Origin of the sequence: Clostridium sp. BSD9I1, from assembly GCF_900185645.1 — a bacterium.
Classification (GTDB): domain Bacteria; phylum Bacillota; class Clostridia; order Clostridiales; family Clostridiaceae; genus Clostridium_AK.
In genome coordinates this window covers 747,096-768,935 of record NZ_FYAM01000023.1, presented here as the reverse complement: position 1 = coordinate 768,935, position 21,840 = coordinate 747,096, and the positions used below count along the sequence as shown (strand labels likewise).

Annotated in this window: 26 protein-coding genes, 1 pseudogene and 1 riboswitch; of the genes and pseudogenes, 22 read left to right on the top strand and 5 right to left on the bottom strand. The window is 31.0% G+C overall.

Annotated elements, in window-relative coordinates; all coding sequences use genetic code 11:
* Positions 1-143 precede the first annotated feature (143 nt).
* The 4 genes from BSD9I1_RS11280 (at position 144) to BSD9I1_RS18925 (ending at position 2,329) form a co-directional block, all read left to right on the top strand.
* Positions 144-1,064: a class I SAM-dependent methyltransferase gene (locus BSD9I1_RS11280; RefSeq protein WP_186430385.1), complete on the top strand. Its 921-nt coding sequence runs from the start codon at positions 144-146 to the stop codon at positions 1,062-1,064.
* Between the two features lie 163 nt (positions 1,065-1,227).
* Positions 1,228-1,746, top strand: coding sequence for a GNAT family N-acetyltransferase (locus BSD9I1_RS11275; protein ID WP_186430384.1), 519 nt, complete (start codon positions 1,228-1,230; stop codon positions 1,744-1,746).
* A 215-nt stretch (positions 1,747-1,961) separates the two neighbouring features.
* Positions 1,962-2,240, top strand: coding sequence for a DUF169 domain-containing protein (locus BSD9I1_RS18930; protein ID WP_242966463.1), 279 nt, complete (start codon positions 1,962-1,964; stop codon positions 2,238-2,240).
* Positions 2,189-2,329, top strand: coding sequence for a DUF169 domain-containing protein (locus BSD9I1_RS18925; protein ID WP_242966483.1), 141 nt, complete (start codon positions 2,189-2,191; stop codon positions 2,327-2,329). The genes BSD9I1_RS18930 and BSD9I1_RS18925 overlap by 52 nt, the downstream gene beginning before the upstream one ends.
* A 66-nt stretch (positions 2,330-2,395) precedes the next feature.
* On the opposite strand, the gene catA is transcribed toward BSD9I1_RS18925, so the two are convergent.
* Entirely contained in the window at positions 2,396-3,055 is a 660-nt protein-coding gene (gene catA, locus BSD9I1_RS11265; protein ID WP_186430383.1) for a type A chloramphenicol O-acetyltransferase, read from the bottom strand.
* Positions 3,056-3,214: 159 nt separating this feature from the next.
* Positions 3,215-4,105 carry a LysR family transcriptional regulator gene (locus BSD9I1_RS11260; RefSeq protein WP_186430382.1) on the bottom strand — a complete coding sequence of 297 codons (891 nt, stop codon included), beginning with the start codon at positions 4,103-4,105 and terminating at the stop codon, positions 3,215-3,217.
* A 126-nt stretch (positions 4,106-4,231) separates the two neighbouring features.
* Between BSD9I1_RS11260 and BSD9I1_RS11255 the strand changes: the two genes are divergently transcribed.
* The gene (locus tag BSD9I1_RS11255) at positions 4,232-5,254 is read left to right on the top strand and encodes an epoxyqueuosine reductase (RefSeq protein WP_186430381.1); all 1,023 of its coding nucleotides are present in this window, start codon (positions 4,232-4,234) and stop codon (positions 5,252-5,254) included.
* Positions 5,254-5,748 (top strand): annotated as a pseudogene (locus BSD9I1_RS11250) (hypothetical protein); the annotation flags it as partial. The gene BSD9I1_RS11255 and the pseudogene BSD9I1_RS11250, both read left to right, overlap by 1 nt.
* A 10-nt stretch (positions 5,749-5,758) precedes the next feature.
* Here BSD9I1_RS11250 and BSD9I1_RS11245 read toward each other — a convergent pair.
* A complete protein-coding gene (locus BSD9I1_RS11245) occupies positions 5,759-6,574 on the bottom strand; it encodes a hypothetical protein (RefSeq protein ID WP_186430379.1) in 816 nt (271 codons plus the stop codon).
* Positions 6,575-6,645: 71 nt separating this feature from the next.
* Here BSD9I1_RS11245 and BSD9I1_RS11240 point away from each other — a divergent pair, with 71 nt between their 5' ends.
* From BSD9I1_RS11240 to BSD9I1_RS11205, 8 genes are all read left to right on the top strand, one after another.
* The gene (locus tag BSD9I1_RS11240; protein WP_186430378.1) at positions 6,646-7,839 is read left to right on the top strand and encodes a hypothetical protein; all 1,194 of its coding nucleotides are present in this window, start codon (positions 6,646-6,648) and stop codon (positions 7,837-7,839) included.
* Between the two features lie 127 nt (positions 7,840-7,966).
* A riboswitch (guanidine-I (ykkC/yxkD leader) is annotated at positions 7,967-8,062 on the top strand.
* A 61-nt stretch (positions 8,063-8,123) separates the two neighbouring features.
* Positions 8,124-8,831, top strand: a complete 708-nt coding sequence (locus BSD9I1_RS11235) for a B3/4 domain-containing protein (RefSeq protein WP_186430377.1) — start codon at positions 8,124-8,126, stop codon at positions 8,829-8,831.
* Positions 8,832-8,849: 18 nt separating this feature from the next.
* Positions 8,850-9,539 carry a radical SAM protein gene (locus tag BSD9I1_RS11230; protein ID WP_186430376.1) on the top strand — a complete coding sequence of 230 codons (690 nt, stop codon included), beginning with the start codon at positions 8,850-8,852 and terminating at the stop codon, positions 9,537-9,539.
* A 227-nt stretch (positions 9,540-9,766) separates the two neighbouring features.
* Positions 9,767-10,339 carry a bifunctional 2-polyprenyl-6-hydroxyphenol methylase/3-demethylubiquinol 3-O-methyltransferase UbiG gene (locus BSD9I1_RS11225; RefSeq protein WP_186430375.1) on the top strand — a complete coding sequence of 191 codons (573 nt, stop codon included), beginning with the start codon at positions 9,767-9,769 and terminating at the stop codon, positions 10,337-10,339.
* Between the two features lie 70 nt (positions 10,340-10,409).
* Positions 10,410-10,652 (top strand): hypothetical protein, encoded by a 243-nt coding sequence (locus BSD9I1_RS11220; RefSeq protein WP_186430374.1) that lies wholly within the window; start codon positions 10,410-10,412, stop codon positions 10,650-10,652.
* Positions 10,653-10,722: 70 nt separating this feature from the next.
* Positions 10,723-11,235 (top strand): DUF5643 domain-containing protein, encoded by a 513-nt coding sequence (locus BSD9I1_RS11215; protein ID WP_242966462.1) that lies wholly within the window; start codon positions 10,723-10,725, stop codon positions 11,233-11,235.
* Positions 11,222-11,788 carry a hypothetical protein gene (locus tag BSD9I1_RS11210; RefSeq protein ID WP_186430373.1) on the top strand — a complete coding sequence of 189 codons (567 nt, stop codon included), beginning with the start codon at positions 11,222-11,224 and terminating at the stop codon, positions 11,786-11,788. The genes BSD9I1_RS11215 and BSD9I1_RS11210 overlap by 14 nt, the downstream gene beginning before the upstream one ends.
* Positions 11,789-11,839: 51 nt before the next feature.
* Positions 11,840-12,352 (top strand): hypothetical protein, encoded by a 513-nt coding sequence (locus BSD9I1_RS11205; protein WP_186430372.1) that lies wholly within the window; start codon positions 11,840-11,842, stop codon positions 12,350-12,352.
* Between the two features lie 144 nt (positions 12,353-12,496).
* Here BSD9I1_RS11205 and BSD9I1_RS11200 read toward each other — a convergent pair whose 3' ends face one another.
* Positions 12,497-13,954, bottom strand: coding sequence for an NADP-dependent glyceraldehyde-3-phosphate dehydrogenase (locus BSD9I1_RS11200; protein WP_186430371.1), 1,458 nt, complete (start codon positions 13,952-13,954; stop codon positions 12,497-12,499).
* 473 nt (positions 13,955-14,427) lie between these two features.
* Between BSD9I1_RS11200 and BSD9I1_RS11195 the strand changes: the two genes are divergently transcribed.
* Together BSD9I1_RS11195 and BSD9I1_RS11190 are read left to right on the top strand one after the other, a co-directional pair.
* Positions 14,428-14,916, top strand: coding sequence for an RNA polymerase sigma factor (locus tag BSD9I1_RS11195; RefSeq protein WP_186430370.1), 489 nt, complete (start codon positions 14,428-14,430; stop codon positions 14,914-14,916).
* Entirely contained in the window at positions 14,913-15,368 is a 456-nt protein-coding gene (locus BSD9I1_RS11190) for a zf-HC2 domain-containing protein (RefSeq protein WP_186430369.1), read from the top strand. The genes BSD9I1_RS11195 and BSD9I1_RS11190 overlap by 4 nt, the downstream gene beginning before the upstream one ends.
* A 154-nt stretch (positions 15,369-15,522) precedes the next feature.
* Here BSD9I1_RS11190 and BSD9I1_RS11185 read toward each other — a convergent pair whose 3' ends face one another.
* A complete protein-coding gene (locus tag BSD9I1_RS11185) occupies positions 15,523-16,626 on the bottom strand; it encodes a PRK06851 family protein (protein ID WP_186430368.1) in 1,104 nt (367 codons plus the stop codon).
* Positions 16,627-16,955: 329 nt separating this feature from the next.
* On the opposite strand from BSD9I1_RS11185, the gene BSD9I1_RS11180 reads away from it, so the two are divergent.
* The 6 genes from BSD9I1_RS11180 to BSD9I1_RS11160 all read left to right on the top strand — a co-directional run bounded on the left by BSD9I1_RS11180 (position 16,956) and on the right by BSD9I1_RS11160 (position 21,774).
* Positions 16,956-18,356, top strand: coding sequence for an aldehyde dehydrogenase (locus BSD9I1_RS11180; RefSeq protein ID WP_186430367.1), 1,401 nt, complete (start codon positions 16,956-16,958; stop codon positions 18,354-18,356).
* 144 nt (positions 18,357-18,500) lie between these two features.
* Positions 18,501-18,818, top strand: a complete 318-nt coding sequence (locus tag BSD9I1_RS11175) for a TIGR04076 family protein (RefSeq protein WP_035305233.1) — start codon at positions 18,501-18,503, stop codon at positions 18,816-18,818.
* Between the two features lie 76 nt (positions 18,819-18,894).
* A complete protein-coding gene (locus BSD9I1_RS11170) occupies positions 18,895-19,605 on the top strand; it encodes a 4Fe-4S double cluster binding domain-containing protein (RefSeq protein WP_242966461.1) in 711 nt (236 codons plus the stop codon).
* A gap of 226 nt (positions 19,606-19,831) precedes the next feature.
* Positions 19,832-20,215 (top strand): cytidine deaminase, encoded by a 384-nt coding sequence (locus tag BSD9I1_RS11165; protein WP_186430365.1) that lies wholly within the window; start codon positions 19,832-19,834, stop codon positions 20,213-20,215.
* A 52-nt stretch (positions 20,216-20,267) separates the two neighbouring features.
* Positions 20,268-20,396 (top strand): hypothetical protein, encoded by a 129-nt coding sequence (locus BSD9I1_RS19020; RefSeq protein ID WP_278281183.1) that lies wholly within the window; start codon positions 20,268-20,270, stop codon positions 20,394-20,396.
* A gap of 127 nt (positions 20,397-20,523) precedes the next feature.
* Positions 20,524-21,774, top strand: coding sequence for an acetylornithine deacetylase (locus tag BSD9I1_RS11160; RefSeq protein ID WP_186430364.1), 1,251 nt, complete (start codon positions 20,524-20,526; stop codon positions 21,772-21,774).
* Positions 21,775-21,840 lie beyond the last annotated feature (66 nt).

Here is a 21,840-nt window from a genome sequence, read left to right as displayed (position 1 = left end):
TTAAGGGAAGTCATAATGGCTTCCCTTAAAAATTTTACATATTTTTTTATTTTTATGTCTTTACTATACCATAAAATTCAAAAAAAGTCAAGTATTGTAGTAGGGGTATCAAAGTAGTATAAAGTATTAGAGGTGATAATTTTATGAAACAAAAAAGTTTGACAGCACTTGTAAGTGCCTTTTCAAGAGCTTACCATTCAACACAAAATACAGAGAAAGTAAAAGTATTTGATGATTATTTGGCAAGGAAAATCTTAACGGAGCATGAGTACCAACAAATAGAAAGTAATATGTCAAAAGGAATTGGTTTCTTCAATCCAACTTTTGTGGGCACACAGGACGAGGCTTTGCGATGGGTTGTTGATAATCAGTTATCTCCTTCTCCACTAGGAAGAGCAGTATTTACAGAGAGACTGCTTGAAAATGCTGTTCGTATGGGTGCAAGGCAGTATTTGATTTTTGCAGCAGGATATGACACGTTTGCATATCGACAACCCAACTGGGCATCAAAAATTGAAATCTTTGAAATTGACCATCTTGCTACTGGTGCAGACAAACAAAAACGCATTCAGTCATTAGTAATACATAAACCTGCAAATTTACACTATATATCTGCAGATTTTACCAAAGACAACTGGCAGAGCAAATTGCTTGAATGTACACAATTTAATCAAAGTAAAATAAGCTTTTGCAGTTTGCTTGGAATAAGCTACTATTTGTCTAAACAGGTTTTTATAGAAATAATCAGAACGATTTCAAAATTTGTGCCAGAAGGTAGTAGTATAGTTTTCGATTATCCAGATGAATATACTTATACTGACAAGGCGGGAGAACGAGCCAAAAGGCAGGCATTAATGGCTGGTGCGGCAAATGAAAAAATGCTTGCGAGTTATTCTTATATGGAATTGGAAAAGATATTAGCTGATAACAATTTCTTGATATATGAGCATTTGACACCAAATGAAATAACAGAGCAGTATTTCAAAAAGTATAATGAAGCAAATCCAGAACATCCAATCACAGCATTTGATAATGTAAATTATTGCTTAGCAGTTAAAAAATAAAGGATATTGGAATTATTATAATGTAATAGTATAACTATATATTATAAATCAATGATATCTAAAGGAGACTCAGTATTGTTTTTATTTAAGTAAGAAGGATGTATATATCGGATATTCATTGGAAGAATTATCATATTTCATTGCAATTGGAGGAATAAGGATTATGGACAATTTAGTAATTAAGGAATGTAGTTTAAAGGATATAGAAAAAATTAAATATATAGGTGAAAAAACATTCTATGAAACATTTTCCAATGATAATACAAAAGAAGATATGGAAAGCTATTTAAAAGAAAATTTTTCTTATGAGAAGTTAGATAGCGAAATCAAAAATAATGGTTCAAAATTTTACATAGTAGAAAATAATGAAGAAGTAGCTGCGTATATGAAAGTTAATTTTGACAAAGCTCAAACAGAGGCAGGGCATGATAATACATTAGAAGTTCAAAGAATTTATGTATTGCAGGAATACAAGGGTAAACATGTTGGCAAATTGCTAATACAAAAGGCTATAGAAATTGGCAAAATTAATAATCTTGATTACATTTGGTTAGGTGTATGGGAAGACAACATTAATGCGATAAAATTTTATGAAAAGCAGGGATTTAATAAATTTGATACACACATTTTCAAATTGGGTGAAGATGAACAGATGGATAATTTAATGAAACTCATATTGTAAAGCTTATTTATAGCAAATAGAAAATATATAGGAGTAATATTCAACGGGTTTTGGGTAACCTCCTAATTATCCAGGTGGAATTGAATATTTTTTGACAGTGGTAAAGAAGGTAAATTTGAAGGGGAAGGATATATGAAAAAATCAGAACTAGGAGATGGCTTTGTTAAGTGTCTGCCAATAACTGATATTCCATACCAGTATGTATATTCAAACCTTTGTCGCAAGTTGATATTACTAAAGAAAACCCTGAGGTAATTATATTTTACGTTAATACTAATCAGTTATCAGCACTTACGGTACTTGCAAACTATTATAGACCTGGATATGAAAATGTTATGATGCCATTTTCATCAGGATGTCAGTCTCTTTTTCTTCTTCCATATGCTGAATCTAAGAAGAAAAACCCGAGAGCAGTAGTGGGATTGATATTACGATACGTCCTATGGTCGAAGCTGATATGCTTTCATTTTCTGTTCCTTACAAGATGTTTTTAGATATGGAGGAAAATGTAGAGGGAAGTTTCTTGGAGAAAGATCTATGGCACAGAGTAATGGCGAGAATGGAAAAAACAAATAAAATATAATTATGTAATCAATTTTTAAGGGAAGCTATCTAGCTTCCCTTATTTTAATTATAAGAATGGCATAGTTTATTTATGCTTTAACCATGTTTGATAATTTAATATTAATTCTTGTACCTCATTAATAAATCTGCTGGTATGGTAACCATCACAAACTGCATGATGAACTTGTATGGATATAGGAATAAGTATTTTATCATCCTGTTTAAAGTATTTTCCAATTGTGAAAATAGGAACTAAATAGGTTCCATCATTATATATATTTAAATTAAATCCAGTAAAGCTCACCCAAGGTATGCAGGATATAGGAAATGTATTGGCGGGTTCATTCAACTTTGGAGTAAAACTCATAATGTCCCCGTAGTTTTTAATATCATGAAGATACTTACTGTAAAAACATGAAAAACTTTTATCATATTCTGTCCAGATACTTGAAAATGTTTCGTTATCCTTATGAAAGATAGTATAACTTGGACTCATACTATCCCAGTATCCTAAATTACCACTTTCATCAAAACAAGTGCGAAATTCCTTATGAGTATTAACCACAGTTGCAATGATATAAATAAATGTAGGATATAGTTTAAGTTTTTTTTGCTTAATATCATGCAATAAATTTGTTATCTCTATATTTGCTGTGATGCTATAAGTGCACCTAACAGAATTTAAATAGTGTTCAAAATATGGTTTTCTGTTCCAATGTTCAGTATCTATTAAATTAAATTTCATAATTTTAGCCTCCTAAAAAGTTTCGTTGATTGATTTTAGAAGGCTGTCTTAATTGAGACAATCACTTTACGACCCCCAAACTTGTACATATGGCCTATATTGTAGCATATATACTATAATGTATCAATAATCAGCTTATTAGAATATTATGAAATCACTTTAATCAATATTAAAGTTTTCTCTCACTAATTGCATAAATAGTGACATTGCAGGAGTAATCCATTTGTTCTTATGATAAGCGTAAATTGCTATGATTTTGCTATCAGAGCAGCCTATCTCAAGTTCTTTTAGCCTACCGTTTTCCAGTTCTTCTTCCACTGCAAAACGAGGCAGGAAAGAAATTCCTAAATTGCTTGCAACACATCTTTTGATTGCTTCAATGCTGCCAAGTTCAATTGTATTATTTAATAATATCTCATTACCACAAAAATAATCTTCAATTATATTTCGATAAACGGATTCAGCCTCATGAACAATAAGGCTTGTATTTATTTCTTGATTTGATTTAAAAAAGTCAAATTTATTCTTCTCTAATAAAGGTGAACATATTAAAGCTAAAGTGAAATCAGCTATTTTATTAGTAATCAAACTATCATTTTGGTTCCCTACATCATACATCAAACCAAGGTCTACCTCACCCTTAGATAGGATGTTTTTTATGGCAAAGCAATTGAGTGAAATGATAGAAAGTTTTACATTAGGAGCTTTTTCTTTAAATAGGCTCAGTACATTTTGCAGCTTATAAGACATCAATGATTCTGCAACTGCAATTTTCAACTCTCCTGTAATCTTATCACCATGTTTGCCGATACTCTCTATTTTTTTTACCGTATCAAGTAATTCATTTGTATAGGGTATTAATTTTTTTCCTAAGGCAGTTAATACCATGTTACGCCCAATTTTTTCAAATAGCTTGATTGAGAGCTCCTGCTCTAGCTGCTGAATTTGTGATGTAACAGTAGACTGTGTGTAGCCCAGTTTCTTTGCAGCATTTGAAAAATTACCTTCCTCTATAATGCTCTTAAATGTTTTAAAGTGCCTAATGTCCATTTATTTCACTCCATTCTACATATTATAAATAATATATTTAAAAAAATGAATTGTCAATTCGAATATATCAATTTTACAAATATATAGTTGTTTGATAGGATTAATTTATGGAAGGAGTGTAGATAAATGAACTTATTAGCAGAACAAATAAAAAGTGCAGCACTTAGCATGGGATATGAAAAGTGCGGTATTATTAAAATATCTGATATGTTAGGTTATGAGGAAAAACTTAATGAAAGAATTGAGCGTGTTCCAGAAGTGAAGCCATATTACGAGGGATTTTATCGTTTTGCTCACTTGCAGGATACATATACTTGGGCAAAATCAATTGTTATCTGTGTAAGACAATATGGAAAATATCATATCCCTGAGCATTTGGAAGGTTCTATTGCTAAGTATTATTTAGTAGATAGTAGAAGGGATGAAAACTCTCAAGATTATCAAGATAGTTTAAAATTTGAAGCATATATACAAAAAATTGGGCTTAAAACAGCTACTGAAAGGAAGTTTGGGATTACTGCATTACGCTGGGCGGCATTAAAAGCTGGACTAGGATTAGTTCGTAAAAATAATTTCTTTTATACAGAATCCGGTTCATGGGTGTATTTAGAGGCATGGATTATAGACAAGGAATTAGAATCTGTTGAAATACCAACATTGAAGCCATGTCCTGAACACTGTAATTTATGTATTAAATCATGTCCAACCTTTTCTTTATCACAGCCCTATACTATGAACCGATCAAGTTGTATCTCTTGTCTTACTACATGGGAAGGTTGGGATTTACCACATGAAAAATTTAATAAGCAGATGGGAAGTTGGGTATTTGGGTGCGATGTTTGTCAAGATGCTTGTCCTTTTAATAAAAATTCATGGACAGAAGATGAAGAATTTCCGTTTCTTTCTGAACTCAGTGAAAGGTTATCCCTTGAGGAAATAATTGAAGCGGATTATGATTTTTTAGAAAATGTTGTACAACCAAAACTTTGGTATATTCCACAAGAAAAGGTTTGGCGTTATAAAACCAATGCACTTAATGCAATGCTAAATGGGTACAAACCTGAGTATTTGCCATTCATTCAGAAGGCATGTAAGGATGAAAATGAGAATGTGAGAAATATGGCAAAATGGGTTTTGTCAAAGTTATAAAAACCAATTTTAGCGAAGAACAGGTAACAGAGTATGCTGTACACAAGATATTAGGTGTAGAGGATAAGGAGTATGAAAGGTTTTATGAGAAGTATAAAGTTAAAATGCACACAGAGCAGGAACTTAGAGAAAATGCTAAATCAGTTATAGAAAGACTTAGCTTATTTAATAATATATATTTTGTAACTGCAAGGGATAAAAGCCTTACAATGCTCACTCATGCATACTTAAGAAAAAATGAAATCCATTATAATGAGTTATTTGTTTTAGGCAGCCATTATAAAGTTGATAAAGCTAGAGAATTAAAATGTAATTTATTTATAGAAGATAGTTATGATAATGCAGTTCAGCTTTCAAATGCTGGCTTCAAGGTTCTTCTTATAGATACAAACTATAATAGGAAGCCCTTAAATGAAGGTATTACAAGAGTTTACAATTGGACTGAGATATATGGAATTATAAATGAACTGTTTTTACAAGGCAAAGCAATGTAAAAACAGTTCATTAGAAAACTCCATCTGAGTCTAAGAATAACTTGATATCATATTTGCTCACAAAAGTGTATACTTCTAAAACCGCTCTATTAACTGCTACTCCAAAGTAAGCCACTATGATTATATCAATTATAATTCCTATGGTTCCTAAGCTTCCTAAAAAATGTACAGCCATGCTTAATAATGAAAAAATCATTCCATAATAAAATGCCATTTTTATTGTTAATCCTAAATTATTGAATAAGAATAAAATTCCTTTCTTAAAATTATCTTTTAACCTTCCGCCATCAACAGCAATAGAATAGTCTACATACATAAATATAACGTTTATAAACGCTAAGAATACAAATTTATTATTAACAATTCCAAAAGCAAAAGGTATAAATTCAATAATATGCAGTATAAAAAACTTATACCAGTTTTCATTTCCATTTATAAAAAAATTCTTAATCCCTGGTGTGGATTCTTCTTTAGCACTGATGATGCTGAAATATCCGCTACTTATGAAGCTTGTTATCAAAATAAAAGTAATCATAAGAAATACATTAAACAAATTAAATTCGTATATGATGCCTCTAAGTCCACTAATACCATTATAATGAAGTAGTGGAGAGGGGAAATCTTCCAATAAGAAGCCTACACTTGGAGGAGCTGAGATAATCCCTATCTTTATTATGAATAGTTTTGTAATTGGCAAATAATTTGTTTTATAAATAAGTTGATATGAGAAAAGCTCTGTTAGATTCAAAACTATAGGAATGCATATAATCCAAAGAAATTTATTTATAAATTTTCTACCGCTTCTAAATCTATCTCCTAGCTCCATATGAATTCTCCTTTTATTTTTATAGCTTTTTGTAATATAATTAAATTATACCACATTATGGAGGGAGTTTAATGAAAAAGCTTAGAATGCTCACTTTTACATTAATAATGCTTATATTAACTATTCTATCGTACGCTTATGAGAATTTTAATATAGAAGCACCTAAATACAAACAACCCAGCATTAATATAAATTCAAAAAAGTTTGGAGAAATAAAAGAAATAACGTGGCTGGAAGATCGTCCAGGAAACATTCTTTTAATATTATCCAGTAGAGAAGAAAATGGCACACCTATGTCTTATTTATATTGTTTAAATATTGATACTGGAGAATCAAAATTATTGCATCAATCTTATTCTCATAAAACTTTAAATAATGCAATATTTCATGATGATTCATTTTCAAGTGATGATATAATTACCACGTTTGACAAAGGTATTATTAGAACTAAAATTAACTTAAATGAAAATAAAAAATTAGATTATTCTTATGATTTGCTTACTATAGAAGACTTTGAAAATGCAAATAGCATGGACTTTAAAGGTAGTCTTTTTTTTACAAAACCTGATGATAGTTTTATATATGTTAAGCAATTATATGGAGGAAGCTTTTCATTCTTTAATAATCAAAGTACACCACCAGATTTTATGAAGCATTATAAGAAGCCTTATTATATAGTTTCCGCTAATAGATTAGACGGATATTTAACGTATACTTCCTTAAAAAAAGATGGAATTCATCTATATTCCATGAACTATGATGGCACTCCAGTTAGTAGGTTAAATAAACCTATTATAAAAAATATTGTTACTACTAAAGATATAGTGCATTTTAGTGATGGTTATTCTGGAATGAATTTAAGCAATAGTTCTGAAAATAATAAACTAAATATATTTATGATTAGAAGAAATGTTGAAAATAAAGGCAGTTCTTTAAAATTAGATACAATTCCTTTTAACTTAGATAGATTTGGAGCAGTTCCTTCTATTAATTTAATTACCTTTAATGAAGACTATTCTTTAATCTATACATCTTATAATGAGAAACATGAAGGACAAATAAAAATTGCTAATTATAACGGAAGTCCAAAAGTTATTGTAGAGGATAAAAATTTATTTGGTCCAGTTAAAATTAGCGAAAGGTACGAAGAAAATAATAACAGGAAACTTATTTTATACTTCACCTATGAAAATAATAAAACTCATGTAAAGATCTGTGATACTGAAGGGAACTTATTTAAGGATATTAGTGAGATGTTATTATAAAATGACTACCTGAACATTCAATGTTTTTATTTCACCATATAAAATTTTAATAAAAATTAATATTTTATTGATTCAAGTTTCATATTATGCTAAAATTCATTTATATTTGCAGATTATAATAATATATAGTTTAGTTTTCTAGGGTTCCGCAATTTATCATTGGCAGGTCCGAGAGAAAACGCACAGTTTACTGTGTACACGGAAGGATAAAAGCCTGGGAGATATTTAATAATATTTCCATAGGCTTTTTTTATTTTTAAATTTTTAATACTGGAGGTATTTTGATGAAAAAGTTTGTCATTGAAGATTCCTTTTGGAGTCTATTTCCTAATGCAAAGATCGGGATTGTCACTTGTCGTGGTATAGACAATTGTATAAAAGATAAAGATCAATATGCAGAAATGATCTCAGAGGCAGAAAAGGAAGCATTAAAGCATTTACAAAGTGAAGAATTTAGTAAAAATGCTGTAGTAAAAGTATGGAGAGAAGCATTCCAAAAATTTAAAACAAAGAAAGGTGCAAGATCATCCATAGAGGCATTGCTAAAAAGAGTTCATAATGGAAATCACATAGGAACTATTAATCCACTAGTTGATATTTACAATTCTATTTCACTAAGATACGCATTACCATGTGGTGGTGAGGATATTGATACATTTGCAGGGTGTATAAGATTGACTACGGCTGAGGGAAATGAAAATTTTGTTACATTAGGAACAGATAAAAGTGAACCACCATATGAAGGTGAAATAATATATAAAGATAATGAAGGAGCAATTTGCAGGTGCTGGAACTGGCGTGAAGCAGTAAGAACAATGCTCACTGAAAATACAACTAATACTTTTTTATGTATTGAATTAATTGATGAAAGTAGAGTAACAGAATTTGAAAACGCATTAAAAGACTTAGCAAAAGCAGTACAGGACAATTTAGGTGGTACAAGCAAAATTTCAATTTTAGATATTAATAATAAAGAAATAGTAATAGAGTAATTTTGGGAGGGGACAGGAATGGCTGGGTTTAGTTATAAAGAGATTTATATTGAAGATAGTAAAAGGGTACTGGAAGTAAATATACTGCCTGAAAAGTATTGTAATTTTGACTGTATATTCTGCCCTATTGGAAGGTCACATAATAAAGTAGATACACAACAATCATTTGATGAAATAGGTGACTCATTAAGAGAATTAGAAAGTATGATAGAAAACAATAAGATAGAATTAGTTTTTATTAATTCAAAAGGAGAAGCTCTTGTAAATAGTCAAGTTAGTGATATTATTGATCTAATCAAAGGTAAGGGAGTACCTGTAAGGCTGCTATCTAACGGCTATTTATTAGGTCGGGATGAATATATACAAATAGCCAATAAGTGTGATGAAGTTATTGGAGAGATAAAAGCAATTTCAGAAGAAGACTTCCAAAAGATTCAAAGACCAATTGAAGGATATAAACTAGAAGAATATATTTCAAATATGATTTTATTTAATAAACAATATAAAGGAAAATTTATCTTAGAAGTAACAATCATCAAGGGCTATAATGATACAGACGAATCTGTTAATAAGATAAAAAATGTTATTAAGGAGTTGTCTCCAGACAAGATAATTGTTGAAAGAATGAATGATGAAAAGTTTAAGATAAAACTTGGCATATCTGATGAAAGATTTGATGAAATTTCAAAGGCATTACTAAATATATAACTATACTAATAAATTATATTCTTATAAGCGTAACTATATATTAAGCAACATAAAATATTTATGTTTTAAAAGTTTTATAGGGTTCCGCTCATTAATTTAAGAAGTCAAAAATAAAAGATGCTGAGTTAGGTATGGCTTGACTCAGCATTTTGGCATTGTTTCAAAACAATGTTATAATTGGAATATAGAAGTAAAAAAGGCAAGAGATATAGACGGGGGGCTATGATATGGAGTATATGGGAAATGAAGAATATTGGAATGAAAAATTTGCTAATAGAAGTGACAATCCATTAAGTCCAGAAAAATCAATAGTTGACAATATAGATTGCTTTAAAAAAGGAACTGTTCTTGATATAGCGTGTGGTGATGGTAGAAACGCTTTATTTTTACTTGAAAGAGGTTTTAGAGTTACAGGATTAGACTTTAGCAGCAAAGCGCTTGAACGCTTGAGTATGTTTGCTAAAAGAAATAGTTATTTAGTAAATACAATTCAAATTGATTTAACTATGCCAAATTGTTTAGATGATATTGGAATTTACGATAACATTTTAATTAATCATTATAGATTGAATAAACAGCAACTTAAAGATATTGAAAGTCATATAACTGACGGAGGTATTTTATTTGTTTGTGGTTTTGGACATAAGCATAAAGCTGATTCTAAAATTAGAAAGGAAGATTTAATTCAACCAACTGATTTTGAAGATATAACAAAGTTCTTTGAGTTAATTGAGTATACTGAAAATCAAGATGATAGGGGATTTTTTGTTGCTTATATTTTTCAGAAAATAAAAAAATAAGGCGCAATTTTCTTATGTGTAGACATAACTATGTATTATAAAACAACGATAATTAAAGGAGATATGTGTATTGTTTTTATTTAATAAGAAAGATGTATATATTGGGTATTCAATGGAAGATTTATCAAAAGTAAGAGGGATTTTAGAAAAGGAAGGTATTAAATATACCTATAAGGTCATAAAGCATTCAGGTAGTACAAGAGGAAAATTTGGAAGCCTTGGGATCGATATGAACTATGAAAAACAATATGTTGTTTCTGTAAGTAAGGATGACTATGAAAAGGCGAGGTATCTTATAAATGGAATTTTGTAATGATTAATTGTAATATATTACATGATAATAAGTTATATAAATTAGAATTTAAAATTAGCACAACTTCTATTTGGAAAGGGAAAATAAAAGCAAGGTGGTGGATGTTATTAAAAGATTAAGAAGAACAATAATTGCAATTTGTTTAGGTATACTTACTATAAGTGCTTTTATGAGCTTGCCAGAGAGCAAGTATGGTAGTAAAAGCCTTAAGACACTGGTTGATACAAAAAAAGCCCAGGTAATTGAAGTAGGAAAGAAAATGGAAATAGATAAGGATACTATATTAATTAAAAGAATTATTAATACTGAAGACAAAACATATATTAGATACGCATTGGAAAGGTTTGAGCAAGGATGGTCCCTTAGCGAAGGTGCTATTAATATATTTGATGATAAAGGAAATCAGTACCGATACAATGGAGGACAGTCTTCAGGAAAGCTATGGGGGCAGGATGGATTAATTAGTTTTGATAGAATAAATGAAGACGCAAAGTATATAACACTTAAACTTGATTGGTATGATAGGAAAAATGAAATGAAAATTTCACTTGAAAAAGAAGGTGAAAACAATGACAGTAAATGAAAAACATAGCGCAATTATTGAATGGGTTATAGCCATAGTACTTGTAGTAATATGCTTGAATTATTCAATTTTTTCCTATGGAAATTTTTCACCTGTAAAAGCACATGAACAATCAGAAAGGACATATCATTATGGACCTTCAAAAATAATTAAAACTATAGACTTAGATGGAGAAAAAATATATTTGTGCCGATATAAGGATTGGTTTTCAGCAAATACAGTTAAAAGAGGAATAATCAAATGGTACCCAGGCAACCAAGTAGCAGGAACTCCAATAGATCATTCAAAGCAAGTATCTTATAGCTTGTCTGGCTCAGGAATTAAAGATAATACAATGATAGCAAAAGTTTATGGTTATGTAAGTGACCCTAAAATAACTACAATATTGCTTGAAGACGAAAGTAAGACAAATACATTAAGATATGCTTTAGATGAAAGCAAAATGTTTATTTTTCACTGGAATGAAGATATGCAAAGCAGCAAAGTAAAATATTTAAAAGGTTTAGATAGGGATGGAAAAGTTATTTATGAAGAAAAGATTACTGCTTTTTAAGCATGTAAAGGTTATAGATAATTTATAAAAATTGATTATCAGGGGGAGAAAATGAAAAAGAAATTTATTTTTATATTTTTAGTGTGTATTGCATTTTTAATTGGGTGTTCAAAAGAAGAAACATTCGGGGATTTTTTTAACACAAGTATACAGAAGATGCACGAAGGAGAAAAGAATTTTTCTTATTCACTCATTCATACAGAAATGAATGTTGTTCATGAAAATGATGCTATTGCGGTATTTGTAGAAAATAGACCACAAGAAGATGTTATTTTTATAGGATATTTTGAAAAGGAAAATAATAAGTGGAATTGGAGGCAAACAAAAGGAATAAAATGGAATTCGCCTATTAACTGGACCTTAATGAGTAATATGCCACATATATATTCGGGAGCAATTAATGACAAATCTATTTCTAAAGTATTGGTAGGTGAAGAACAAGCAAAAATAATAGAAGTTGAAGGCGACAAAAGATTCTGGTATGCCGTCAATAATACTAAAGATATTCAAGTTAAATTTATAAAAAATAATAGTGCTGAAGAGATAATAGGAGAACTTAAGTAGAACTTTTAAAGTGTTCCGAAAAAATCAACTATTTATATTTTGTAACACATTCTTACTTATAAAACTCTCAGCATTATTTAAAAACTGATTAAAATAATAAGGCTGATGGTAAACATGTTTTATCACCAGCCTTACCTTAAATATTTACTTATCTAAATTTATAACTATACCTTTAAGTCTAGTCATAGCTTCAATGCTATATTTTATACCTTGGGTACCCATACCAGAAGATTTAACTCCTATAAAGGGGAAGTGGTCTGGTCCTCTTTCAGTTTTGCCGTTAATTTGAACAGAACCAACCTCTAGTTTTTTTGCTATATAGAAGGCATTGTTAATATCCTTTGTAAATACAGAAGACTGCAGGCCATATTCCGATTTATTTGCTATTTCTATGGCTTCATCCATATCTTTCACCCTTATTATTGGCACAACTGGGCCAAATGGCTCTTCCCATGCAAGCCTCATGTCTATAGTTACATTATCAAATAGTGTTGGATAGATTAGATTTCCCTTTCTTTTATTACCTGTAACTAAGGTTGCTCCTTTATTAATTGCATCATCAATTAATTCCTGAACAAAATCTGCAGATCTGGTATCTATTAAAGGTACAATAGTGCAGTTATCCTCTGGATTTCCCACCTTTAAATCTTCAATCTTAGTTCTTAATAAAGGAACTAATTTATCAGCTACTTCATCAGTGGCAAGTATTCTTTTAACAGCGGTACATCTCTGGCCGGAATAAGAATAGGCACCAGAGACTATATGGGATGCAGTTTGCTCTAAGTCAGCATCTTCAAGGACTATAGCGGCATCCTTTCCTCCAAGTTCCATAAGCAGCGGAACCATAGTAGAAATGCTGGCAATATGTTTTCCTACCTCCGTACTACCAGTAAAGTTAATAAAATTAATTCCAGGATGTGTAAGTATATAATCACCTATGTCTGAGCCTCTTCCTGTTATTGTGTTCATTACTCCTGGTGGAAGACCTGCCTCATTTAATGCCTGTGCTAAGTATAAGGCGCTAATAGAACCTTGTGTTGGTGGTTTTAATATAACTGTGTTTCCACCAATTAATGCTGGTGCAATTTTTGATCCTGACAAATTAACTGGATAATTAAAAGGGGAAATTGCAAGAACAGTTCCAAGGGGGACTCTTATTACAATTGAAATTTTATTTTCTGTTCCACCTGGGAATTTATCACCCATAATTGATTCCCCTTCTAAATTTTTTCCTGCATCTGCGGTAAATCTAAAAAAATCAGCAGTTCTTTGTACTTCCGAAATAGATGATTTTCTATCCTTTGCTATTTCATGTACTAATATTTCAGCTATTTCTTCTTTCTTTTTTTCTAATATGTCTGCTGCCTTATGAAGAATCTCAGCTCTTTTGTTAATAGGAGTTTCAGCCCACTGTATTCCTGCTTCTTTAGAGTTTGCTATAGCACGATCAATTTCTTCTTTGCTCATAGCTTGAATTTTTCCAACTAAGGAGCCGTCTACAGGAGATTTTATTTCAATTAACTTATTTGATGAGCTTTCAATCCAATTACCATTGTAAAGATTTTTATAGATCATATTATTGGTAAAAATCTTCTTGAACATATTATCACCTCTTGTTTTTACATAATTACTACACTTGATAGTTTAGCTATTTATAAAGTCTTTAAACATAGAAGCAAGTACTATTCCCTTAACAAATAGACACTTTTCCACTTAGTATAATTTATTATAATTCAGCGAGATTTATGTAAAATAAATCAATTAAGAATAATACAGATATTAAAGTTATATGTTTATTTAATGCATTACACAGGAACAGTTTATAGACCGATTAAAGATTAATACGTAAATTGATAATAGCACGACATAACTACTAAAAATGAAAATACGAACAATGTTCTTTGAAAATTGAATAATGCGGTGTTTTAATAATAATTTTTTTACTTGTTGTATTAGGTTTAATATATTAATTTCAGGTGCATGATATAATCACCAATAAGTAATAGAAAATTTTATATAAAGTAGTGTAATATTTTGTGTCTTAATGTGACTAATTATATGAAAGGGGGATTCAAGTGAATCATATAGAAAAACTGTACTTAGAATATAAGCAAGATATATATAATTATTTGTTGAGTATAACTCATAATCCTACTCTTTCAGAGGATTTGCTTTCTGAAACATTTGTAAAGGCTATTTATTCTATTGGTAGTTTTAAGGGCAATTCATCAATTAAAACATGGCTATTTAGTATTGCTCGTCATCTATGGTTGCAAAATTTGCGAAAGGATAGGCCTACAGTAGAATATAGCGACCTTTTAGAGCTATATATTACAGATAGCACCTTTGATATCCTTAGTACAAAGCAAATAGCCGATAGAGTGTGTGAACTGTTAAAAATGAAAGATGTTCAAATTCAAAAAATAGTAAATATGCGTGTTGATGGGATAAGCTACTGCGAAATATCAGAGAAGATAGGTATTTCTGAAAACTCGGCAAGAGTAATAGATTTTAGAACAAAGAAATGGCTTAAATCCATATTGAAAAAGGAGGAATTAATATGAATATATCATGTGATGTTATATTGGATTTAATACCGCTTGTAAAAGATGGCGTTGCTAGCAAGGACAGCATTAATTTAGTTTCGAATCATTTAAAAAGTTGTGAAAGCTGTAAACTTGAGTTTGAAGGTCACACTTTGCCAATTCCAACAGAATTTGATGACAAAAGAGTGGTATCTTCAATCAAGAAAAATTTATTTCTTGCAACGTCGGCATTATTATTGATTGGAGCTTTTATTGGAATGGCATTAAACAAAAATTCACATTCAAACTTTATGCCAGCAATAATTGTTGTTTTGGGTATTGTTTTTGTAGGGATAGTGGTATTTAAATTTGATTTGAAAGGGGATAGAAGTGTGAAAAGATTTTTTATCGGAAGAGCTATTGGCACAATCATTGTCTTTGTTATATTGGGAATTTATTTATTACTTAAATATGGGTTACATCTTTTTTAGATATAAAAACACTGCATTATTCAAATTGAACTTTTGAGGTGTTTTTGTGACGTATTTAAAATATATGGTGACGTAGCCATATATTATGAGGAATTTTATAAGTGGAAAAAATGATAGATTAATAAGGGTTGATTAAATCAACCCTCATTTTGTTTTACTTATTTTCTAAATAGTCCTTTTCATACATTTCAAGTTTCTTTATGATGTCCTCTTTAACTAAATCAAGCTTTGAAAAGTCCATATTTGGAATATAGCTTTTCTCCATCTCGTCATGAAGTGATTTAGCACTGGCAATTATCGTAAGAGCTTTATTTATAAGCTTATAGAAATAATCTTTACATACTTCTATCTCATCCTTGTACTTATTGATAACATTAGAGTTTAGGCAATCTTCAGTGGAGATTTGAATTCCTTCAAAGGTTCTTTGATTTATTTCGTTTGATGAAATAATAGCAACACTTAAATCTGGAATAAGTATGTGTTCTATTCTTTCAGGAATAAATGGATCATGGAATACTTCAACATAGAAACCGCGTTTTAATGCTCCTTTAGAAATATAATTCATTATCTCGCTTTTTCCTGTTCCTGGCCCGCCATTTAAAACATAAACAGTCTTATAATCTTTATAGAGAGTATCTACAAAGGTTATAATACCATTTGGTGTAAAGGCAGTTGCAAATAAGTGCCTATCAAATCCTTGACGGATAATAGGGGACTTACCAAGTATTTTTTCCTTTAAGTCTTCCTTTAAAGCATTAAGTTTTGATATATTTAGTGCTTCATTATTAAAATTGCTCCAATCATCATGAACCATTTTCGCAGCACCCAAATATCTGTAAGCTCGTCTGAAAGTTTTTCCTACTTCTTTGTTTATGTCAATAATAGTTCGTCTATGGCTCTTAAATCCTTCTTCATTCCAGCATTGCCCCATATTGAGTATTTCGTCTACTGCTCCTGGATTTACAGGGTCTACCACATGTGGTGCTGTTCCATCAAGTAATGCAACATTAATATCTTTTATTACAACACCATCAAGAGAATTATTATCTGAAGAACAATGATGTAATTCAACATCGTATCCCTTATCATTAAAATAAGCTGCTACACTTTTCATTAATGAAGATTTTCCTGTTCCTGGGCCACCTTTAATGCATATTATTCTTCTTGCTTCCTCCTGACTTAAAATGTACCTATAAAATGAATAAAAACCTTTTGATGTGTTTCCTCCTGGGAAGACATCTCTTACTTTACCTTTCATAAACTCACACTCCATAAATTCATAAATTCATATATCATATATTATGTAGAAGTTTGATAAAAGGTGACTTCCATACATATAAAAAATATCTTTTTTTGACTTTAAAAATAAATAAATGTTTACAGTATTGGCAGCCATCTATAAAATTTCAACAGGTATAAAAATCAACTGGAATTCCAGAGCTGATTTCAATTATAATTGTTGTATTATTTCATTTATGGAAAAAGCAAATGATGATTTCCATTGCTTTTTCAGAGTATCTAATGAATAGTAATAGTCTATAATAATTAATAAGATGGTTGATTTTTTTAAGTGAAAGGAAAAGTATTATGAATATCGAGGAGCTAAGTCCACAAGATGTAGAACTTATTTTAGAAGAACAGAAGAAATATTTTGATACACAAGTTACCAAGGATATTGATTTTCGAATTAGGCAATTAAAGATACTAAAAGAAAGTATAAAGAAGTATGAAGAAGAGATATTAAAAGCACTTAATAAGGATCTTGGTAAACATAAAAATGAAGCCTATATGACGGAAGTTGGGTATGTATATAATAGTATTGCACACGTGATAAAAAATCTAAAGAAATGGGCAAGACCTGAAAAAAGGCCAACACCAATTTATCTAATGCCTGCAAAGAGTTATGTTATAAGTGAACCCTATGGATCGATACTTATAATAGGACCCTATAATTATCCATTTCAATTACTTATGGAACCATTAATAGGGTCAATGGCGGCTGGGAATACAGCCCTTTTAAAGCCATCAGAAATGACACCAAGCGTATCAAAGGTTGTTAAAGAAATGATAGAAGATACCTTTGATAAGGAATATATAGGGTGCGTGGAAGGTGGAATAGATACAAATACATCATTAATTAATGGTAAATTTGATTATATTTTCTTTACTGGCAGCCCTGCTGTAGGAAAAATAGTAATGCAGGCAGCAGCTAAGAATCTAGTTCCAGTTACTCTTGAGCTTGGTGGGAAAAGCCCAGTTATTGTGGAAGAGAGTGCTAATATAAAAGAAGCAGCAAGAAGAATTATATGGGGGAAGACAGCTAATGCAGGGCAAACCTGTGTAGCTCCTGATTATGTAGTGGTACATGAGAGGGTAAAAGATGAACTTATTAGGGAAATGAAGAGCGCACTCACAGAGTACTATGGAGAAAATATAGAGAAAAATGATTCCTTTGGAAGGATTGTAAATGCAAAACATTTTAATCGTATTAAAGCTATGATTGAGAAGGATAAGGGTGGCATTGTATTTGGTGGGCATTGGAATGAAGAAGAGAGGTATATTGAACCAACATTAATAGAAATATCTTCTGAAAATGCAGCTACTATGCAAGAAGAAATATTTGGACCTGTTCTTCCAATTATGACATATAAAAATTTAGATAGTGCAATAACAAAGATTAGAAATTTATCTAAACCATTAGCGCTTTATTTATTTACAAGAAATAAAAGCGTTGAAAGTAAAGTGCTAAGCGAGATAAGTTCTGGAAATGCCTGTGTTAATGATACAATTATGCATACTGCAAATCCATACCTTCCATTTGGAGGCGTTGGTAATGCAGGAATAGGTGCTTATCATGGTAAGGATAGTTTTATTACATTTTCACATAGAAGGGGAATATTAAAGAAACATGCCAGCATAAATAGTTCCATTACATATCCGTCATTTACAGAGAAACAGTTAAAGTTAGTTAAGAAACTTTTAAAATAGAGTCTTATTCACTAGAATCATGAATATTTAAAAAAACTGCATTTTCATGTAATTGGGAAATGCGTAAAAAATATGCTATAATTTTTATGAAGTCATATTTATAAGAAATTATAATGAAGTAATATTTAAAATGGGGGTATAAATATGGAAACTGAAAAATGTTATGATGTTAAAATTACAATATTAAAGAAATTAAAGGTTGAAGATATTCATAAAGATTATGCAAAGGATAATATTCCTGTGATTTGTGCAAAGGGACAAGAAGGTGATGAGTATATATCGAAGAATTGTGAGATGCCAGATAAATTTTGTGCAGGTGCTTGGGAAGGACTCAAAAGTAAGGTTGCTCTTTTAGCTTCAGGTGGCAACAGCCCTTATGTAAAACAAGATGGAACAGCAATACATTCATGTAATGATGGACTTCATCCAGTTATTTATAAATTAGAAAGAATAGAAGCATAGTTTTTAGCAGATTTAAATAACTATGTCATATTCATAGTAAAGTAGTAATTAATTATAGATGAAATGGGGGGGAAAATTGAATTCTTTAAGTATAGAAATCAGGGAACGGCTTATTGAAGAAGGTGCTTCAATAGTTGGATTTGCAGATTTAAAAGATATCCCAGAAAACCAAAGGGAGGGGTATAGATACGGAATTTCAATTGCAGTAGCACTGAACCCATTTATAATTGCTGAAATAGAGAACGGACCGACAAAGGATTATTATGATGAATATGTAAGGGTAAATAAACTTTTAGATGAACTTGACGAATATGCAGCTGAAATTATAAAATACCATGGATTTAGAGCATTGCCTAAGGTTAAAAAAAGCATAACTACAGATGAAACAATTTTAAGAACTACTTTACCCCATAAAACAGTAGCAACTAGAGCAGGAATTGGATGGATTGGAAAGTGCGCATTACTGGTTACAAAAGAGTTTGGATCAGCTGTAAGGTTATCCAGTGTACTAACTGATGCAGAGCTAGATGTAGGATTACCAATAGATGAAGGGCAATGTGGAACCTGCAATACGTGCAAGAATCTATGTCCAAGCAGTGCTGTATTAGGAACCAATTGGAAGGTAAATATGGATAGGGATAGTTATTTTGCTGCTTTTAAGTGCAGGGATGAAGGACGAAGAAGAAGCGATAAACTTGGAGTAGAAGAAAGAGTTTGTGGGAAGTGCATACTAGTTTGCCCTTGGACACAGAAATATTTAAAGTTGAAAGGAAGCAAATGGGCGTAGAAAGTGTACTACAAACATTTTTATATGGCAAAACAATAGAGGATAAATAGTATATAGGCTATTTATCCTCTATTATTTTTAAATCTATGTATTATATAGAAATATCAAAGAAGGTTATCTATAAAAGATCCGTTAGAATAGCAATACTATGTCATATTCTTATAATGTGTCATAATTGTCTGATGGCGAATATTATTTATATCATACATTTGAAAGGAGAATAATCATGACATTTGATGAACTATATGATATTGCCAAAAATACATTAAATCCTAAAAAAATTTCAAAGAGCTCACGTGCAGGTCATGTTGCAGCAGCAATTTTAAGTGAAAGCGGCAAAGTTTACACTGGAGTATGTATAGATACACCTTGTTCCATGGGGTTTTGTGCAGAGCATGCGGCTATTGCCTCAATGATTACTGATGGGGAAAGTAGAATGCTTAAATTGGTAGTAGTTTACAAAGATGGAACAATTATTGCACCTTGTGGTAGATGTAGAGAGTTTATTTGTCAAATTAATGATGATAATTATAAATGTGAGGTAATGTTAGATAAGGGCACAATAGTGACTATTAATGATTTATTGCCCAATCGTTGGCATAATAAATAATGAATAATTTCGCAGACCTTAGGGGATAAAATTACTAAGGAAGGTGAGTATAATGCAATCTAAATCAGAAAATAAAAAAAGAAATGATAATGAAAAAAATAATTCAAAATCCCCAAACGTATTTACATGGGAAGCAGACAAAAATATGAATAAGCCTGTAAGAGGATTACCAAAAAAATAGAGCCTTTGGGCTCTTTTTTATTATAAACAAAGAAAACAGTAATTGATTGTACCTCTTAGCTGACAGGCCATTTGGTAGTAAGGTATAATGAAACTATAGACAATTGATACTTGAAGGAGAATGAAAAATGAATTGGATGAAATGTGTTGATGAAAATCAAGAAATGCTATGGAAGATATTATCGGATTTAATTTCTTTTGAGACAGTTAGTCCTCCTGGAAGAAATTCAGATGGTGTACAGTCTTACATATATAATTTTTTGAGTGAATTGGGAGCCGAAATTGATCAATGGGAGATGTATCCTGGTGACAGTTTATTAGTTGGAGTTATTCCAGGAACCAAGGGGAAAGAGGCCAAAAGTCTTATTTTAAATGGTCATGTGGATGTTGCAGTTGTAGGTGATACCACTCATTGGACTTATCCACCATTTGAACTTACTAAAGAAAATGGTTTCTTGTATGGACGTGGAACTGCTGATATGAAAGGAGCAATGGCATGTGCTCTGTATTCCGTTTGGCTTTTAAAAAAGTATGGGGTTAAGCTTGATGGAGACTTGCAGATTCAGTCAGTAATTGGTGAGGAGGCAGGAGAGGCTGGTACTCGTGCTATTTTGGATCGTGGATACAAGGCTGGCTTTGGAATATGTATGGACACAAGCAATCTTGAAATTCAGGGTCAGGGTGGAGTGATCACAGCTTGGGTAACAGTGAAGAGTAAAGATGTTTTTCATGATGCAGTTAGAAGAAATTTAATTCATCCAGAGGGTGGAATTTTTGGAGCAAGTGCTATTGAAAAAATGCAAAATGTTATTCAGTCACTTCGTGAGCTTGAAGAAATTTGGTATGAAACAAAAACTTATCCAGGCTTTGAAAGAGGCGTAAATACAATAAATCCTGCAGTAATAGAAGGTGGAAGAAATGCAGCATTTGTGGCAGATGAGTGTAAACTTTGGATTACTGTACACTTTTATCCAAATGAAAGCTATGAGTCAGTTATAAAAGAAGTTGAGGAACATTTGCAGAAGCTAGCAGATAAAGATCCTTGGTTTAGAGAAAATCCCATACAATTTAAATGGGGTGGAAAGTCAATGATTGAGGAGAGAGGAGAAATTTTTCCTTCTGCTGAAATTGATAAAGATAGTGAAGCAGTTAAACTTCTTTCCAGCGTACATGAAGTTTGTTTAAATGAAAAACCGAATGTAAATATGAATCCTAGTGTAACAGATGTGGGATGGCTTGCGCATGGTGGAATTCCAGCGGTATTGTATGGACCAGGTCTTCCAGAGCAGGCACATTCAGTAGATGAGTGCGTAGAAGCACAACAGCTTCTTGATTATAGTGCTATTATTTTAGAGTTCATGGGAAAATGGTGTACATAAGTCACTTTCTTTGCACAATAGAGATTTTTCATATCGAACTCAAAAGTATAACAAAAAAAGTAGGGA

Excerpts from the sequence above, each read along its gene's own strand:
- BSD9I1_RS11230 (WP_186430376.1), top strand. The coding sequence starts at position 8,850 with ATGGCTGGGTTTAGTTATAAAGAGATTTATATTGAAGATAGTAAAAGG.
- BSD9I1_RS11245 (WP_186430379.1), bottom strand. The coding sequence starts at position 6,574 with ATGGAGCTAGGAGATAGATTTAGAAGCGGTAGAAAATTTATAAATAAA.
- BSD9I1_RS11175 (WP_035305233.1), top strand. The coding sequence starts at position 18,501 with ATGGAAACTGAAAAATGTTATGATGTTAAAATTACAATATTAAAGAAA.
- BSD9I1_RS11210 (WP_186430373.1), top strand. The coding sequence starts at position 11,222 with ATGACAGTAAATGAAAAACATAGCGCAATTATTGAATGGGTTATAGCC.
- BSD9I1_RS11205 (WP_186430372.1), top strand. The coding sequence starts at position 11,840 with ATGAAAAAGAAATTTATTTTTATATTTTTAGTGTGTATTGCATTTTTA.
- BSD9I1_RS11240 (WP_186430378.1), top strand. The coding sequence starts at position 6,646 with ATGAAAAAGCTTAGAATGCTCACTTTTACATTAATAATGCTTATATTA.
- BSD9I1_RS11165 (WP_186430365.1), top strand. The coding sequence starts at position 19,832 with ATGACATTTGATGAACTATATGATATTGCCAAAAATACATTAAATCCT.
- BSD9I1_RS11260 (WP_186430382.1), bottom strand. The coding sequence starts at position 4,105 with ATGGACATTAGGCACTTTAAAACATTTAAGAGCATTATAGAGGAAGGT.
- BSD9I1_RS11275 (WP_186430384.1), top strand. The coding sequence starts at position 1,228 with ATGGACAATTTAGTAATTAAGGAATGTAGTTTAAAGGATATAGAAAAA.
- catA (WP_186430383.1), bottom strand. The coding sequence starts at position 3,055 with ATGAAATTTAATTTAATAGATACTGAACATTGGAACAGAAAACCATAT.
- BSD9I1_RS11255 (WP_186430381.1), top strand. The coding sequence starts at position 4,232 with ATGAACTTATTAGCAGAACAAATAAAAAGTGCAGCACTTAGCATGGGA.
- BSD9I1_RS19020 (WP_278281183.1), top strand. The coding sequence starts at position 20,268 with ATGCAATCTAAATCAGAAAATAAAAAAAGAAATGATAATGAAAAAAAT.
- BSD9I1_RS18925 (WP_242966483.1), top strand. The coding sequence starts at position 2,189 with ATGGTCGAAGCTGATATGCTTTCATTTTCTGTTCCTTACAAGATGTTT.
- BSD9I1_RS11235 (WP_186430377.1), top strand. The coding sequence starts at position 8,124 with ATGAAAAAGTTTGTCATTGAAGATTCCTTTTGGAGTCTATTTCCTAAT.
- BSD9I1_RS11190 (WP_186430369.1), top strand. The coding sequence starts at position 14,913 with ATGAATATATCATGTGATGTTATATTGGATTTAATACCGCTTGTAAAA.
- BSD9I1_RS11280 (WP_186430385.1), top strand. The coding sequence starts at position 144 with ATGAAACAAAAAAGTTTGACAGCACTTGTAAGTGCCTTTTCAAGAGCT.
- BSD9I1_RS11225 (WP_186430375.1), top strand. The coding sequence starts at position 9,767 with ATGGAGTATATGGGAAATGAAGAATATTGGAATGAAAAATTTGCTAAT.
- BSD9I1_RS11200 (WP_186430371.1), bottom strand. The coding sequence starts at position 13,954 with ATGTTCAAGAAGATTTTTACCAATAATATGATCTATAAAAATCTTTAC.
- BSD9I1_RS11185 (WP_186430368.1), bottom strand. The coding sequence starts at position 16,626 with ATGAAAGGTAAAGTAAGAGATGTCTTCCCAGGAGGAAACACATCAAAA.
- BSD9I1_RS11180 (WP_186430367.1), top strand. The coding sequence starts at position 16,956 with ATGAATATCGAGGAGCTAAGTCCACAAGATGTAGAACTTATTTTAGAA.
- BSD9I1_RS11160 (WP_186430364.1), top strand. The coding sequence starts at position 20,524 with ATGAATTGGATGAAATGTGTTGATGAAAATCAAGAAATGCTATGGAAG.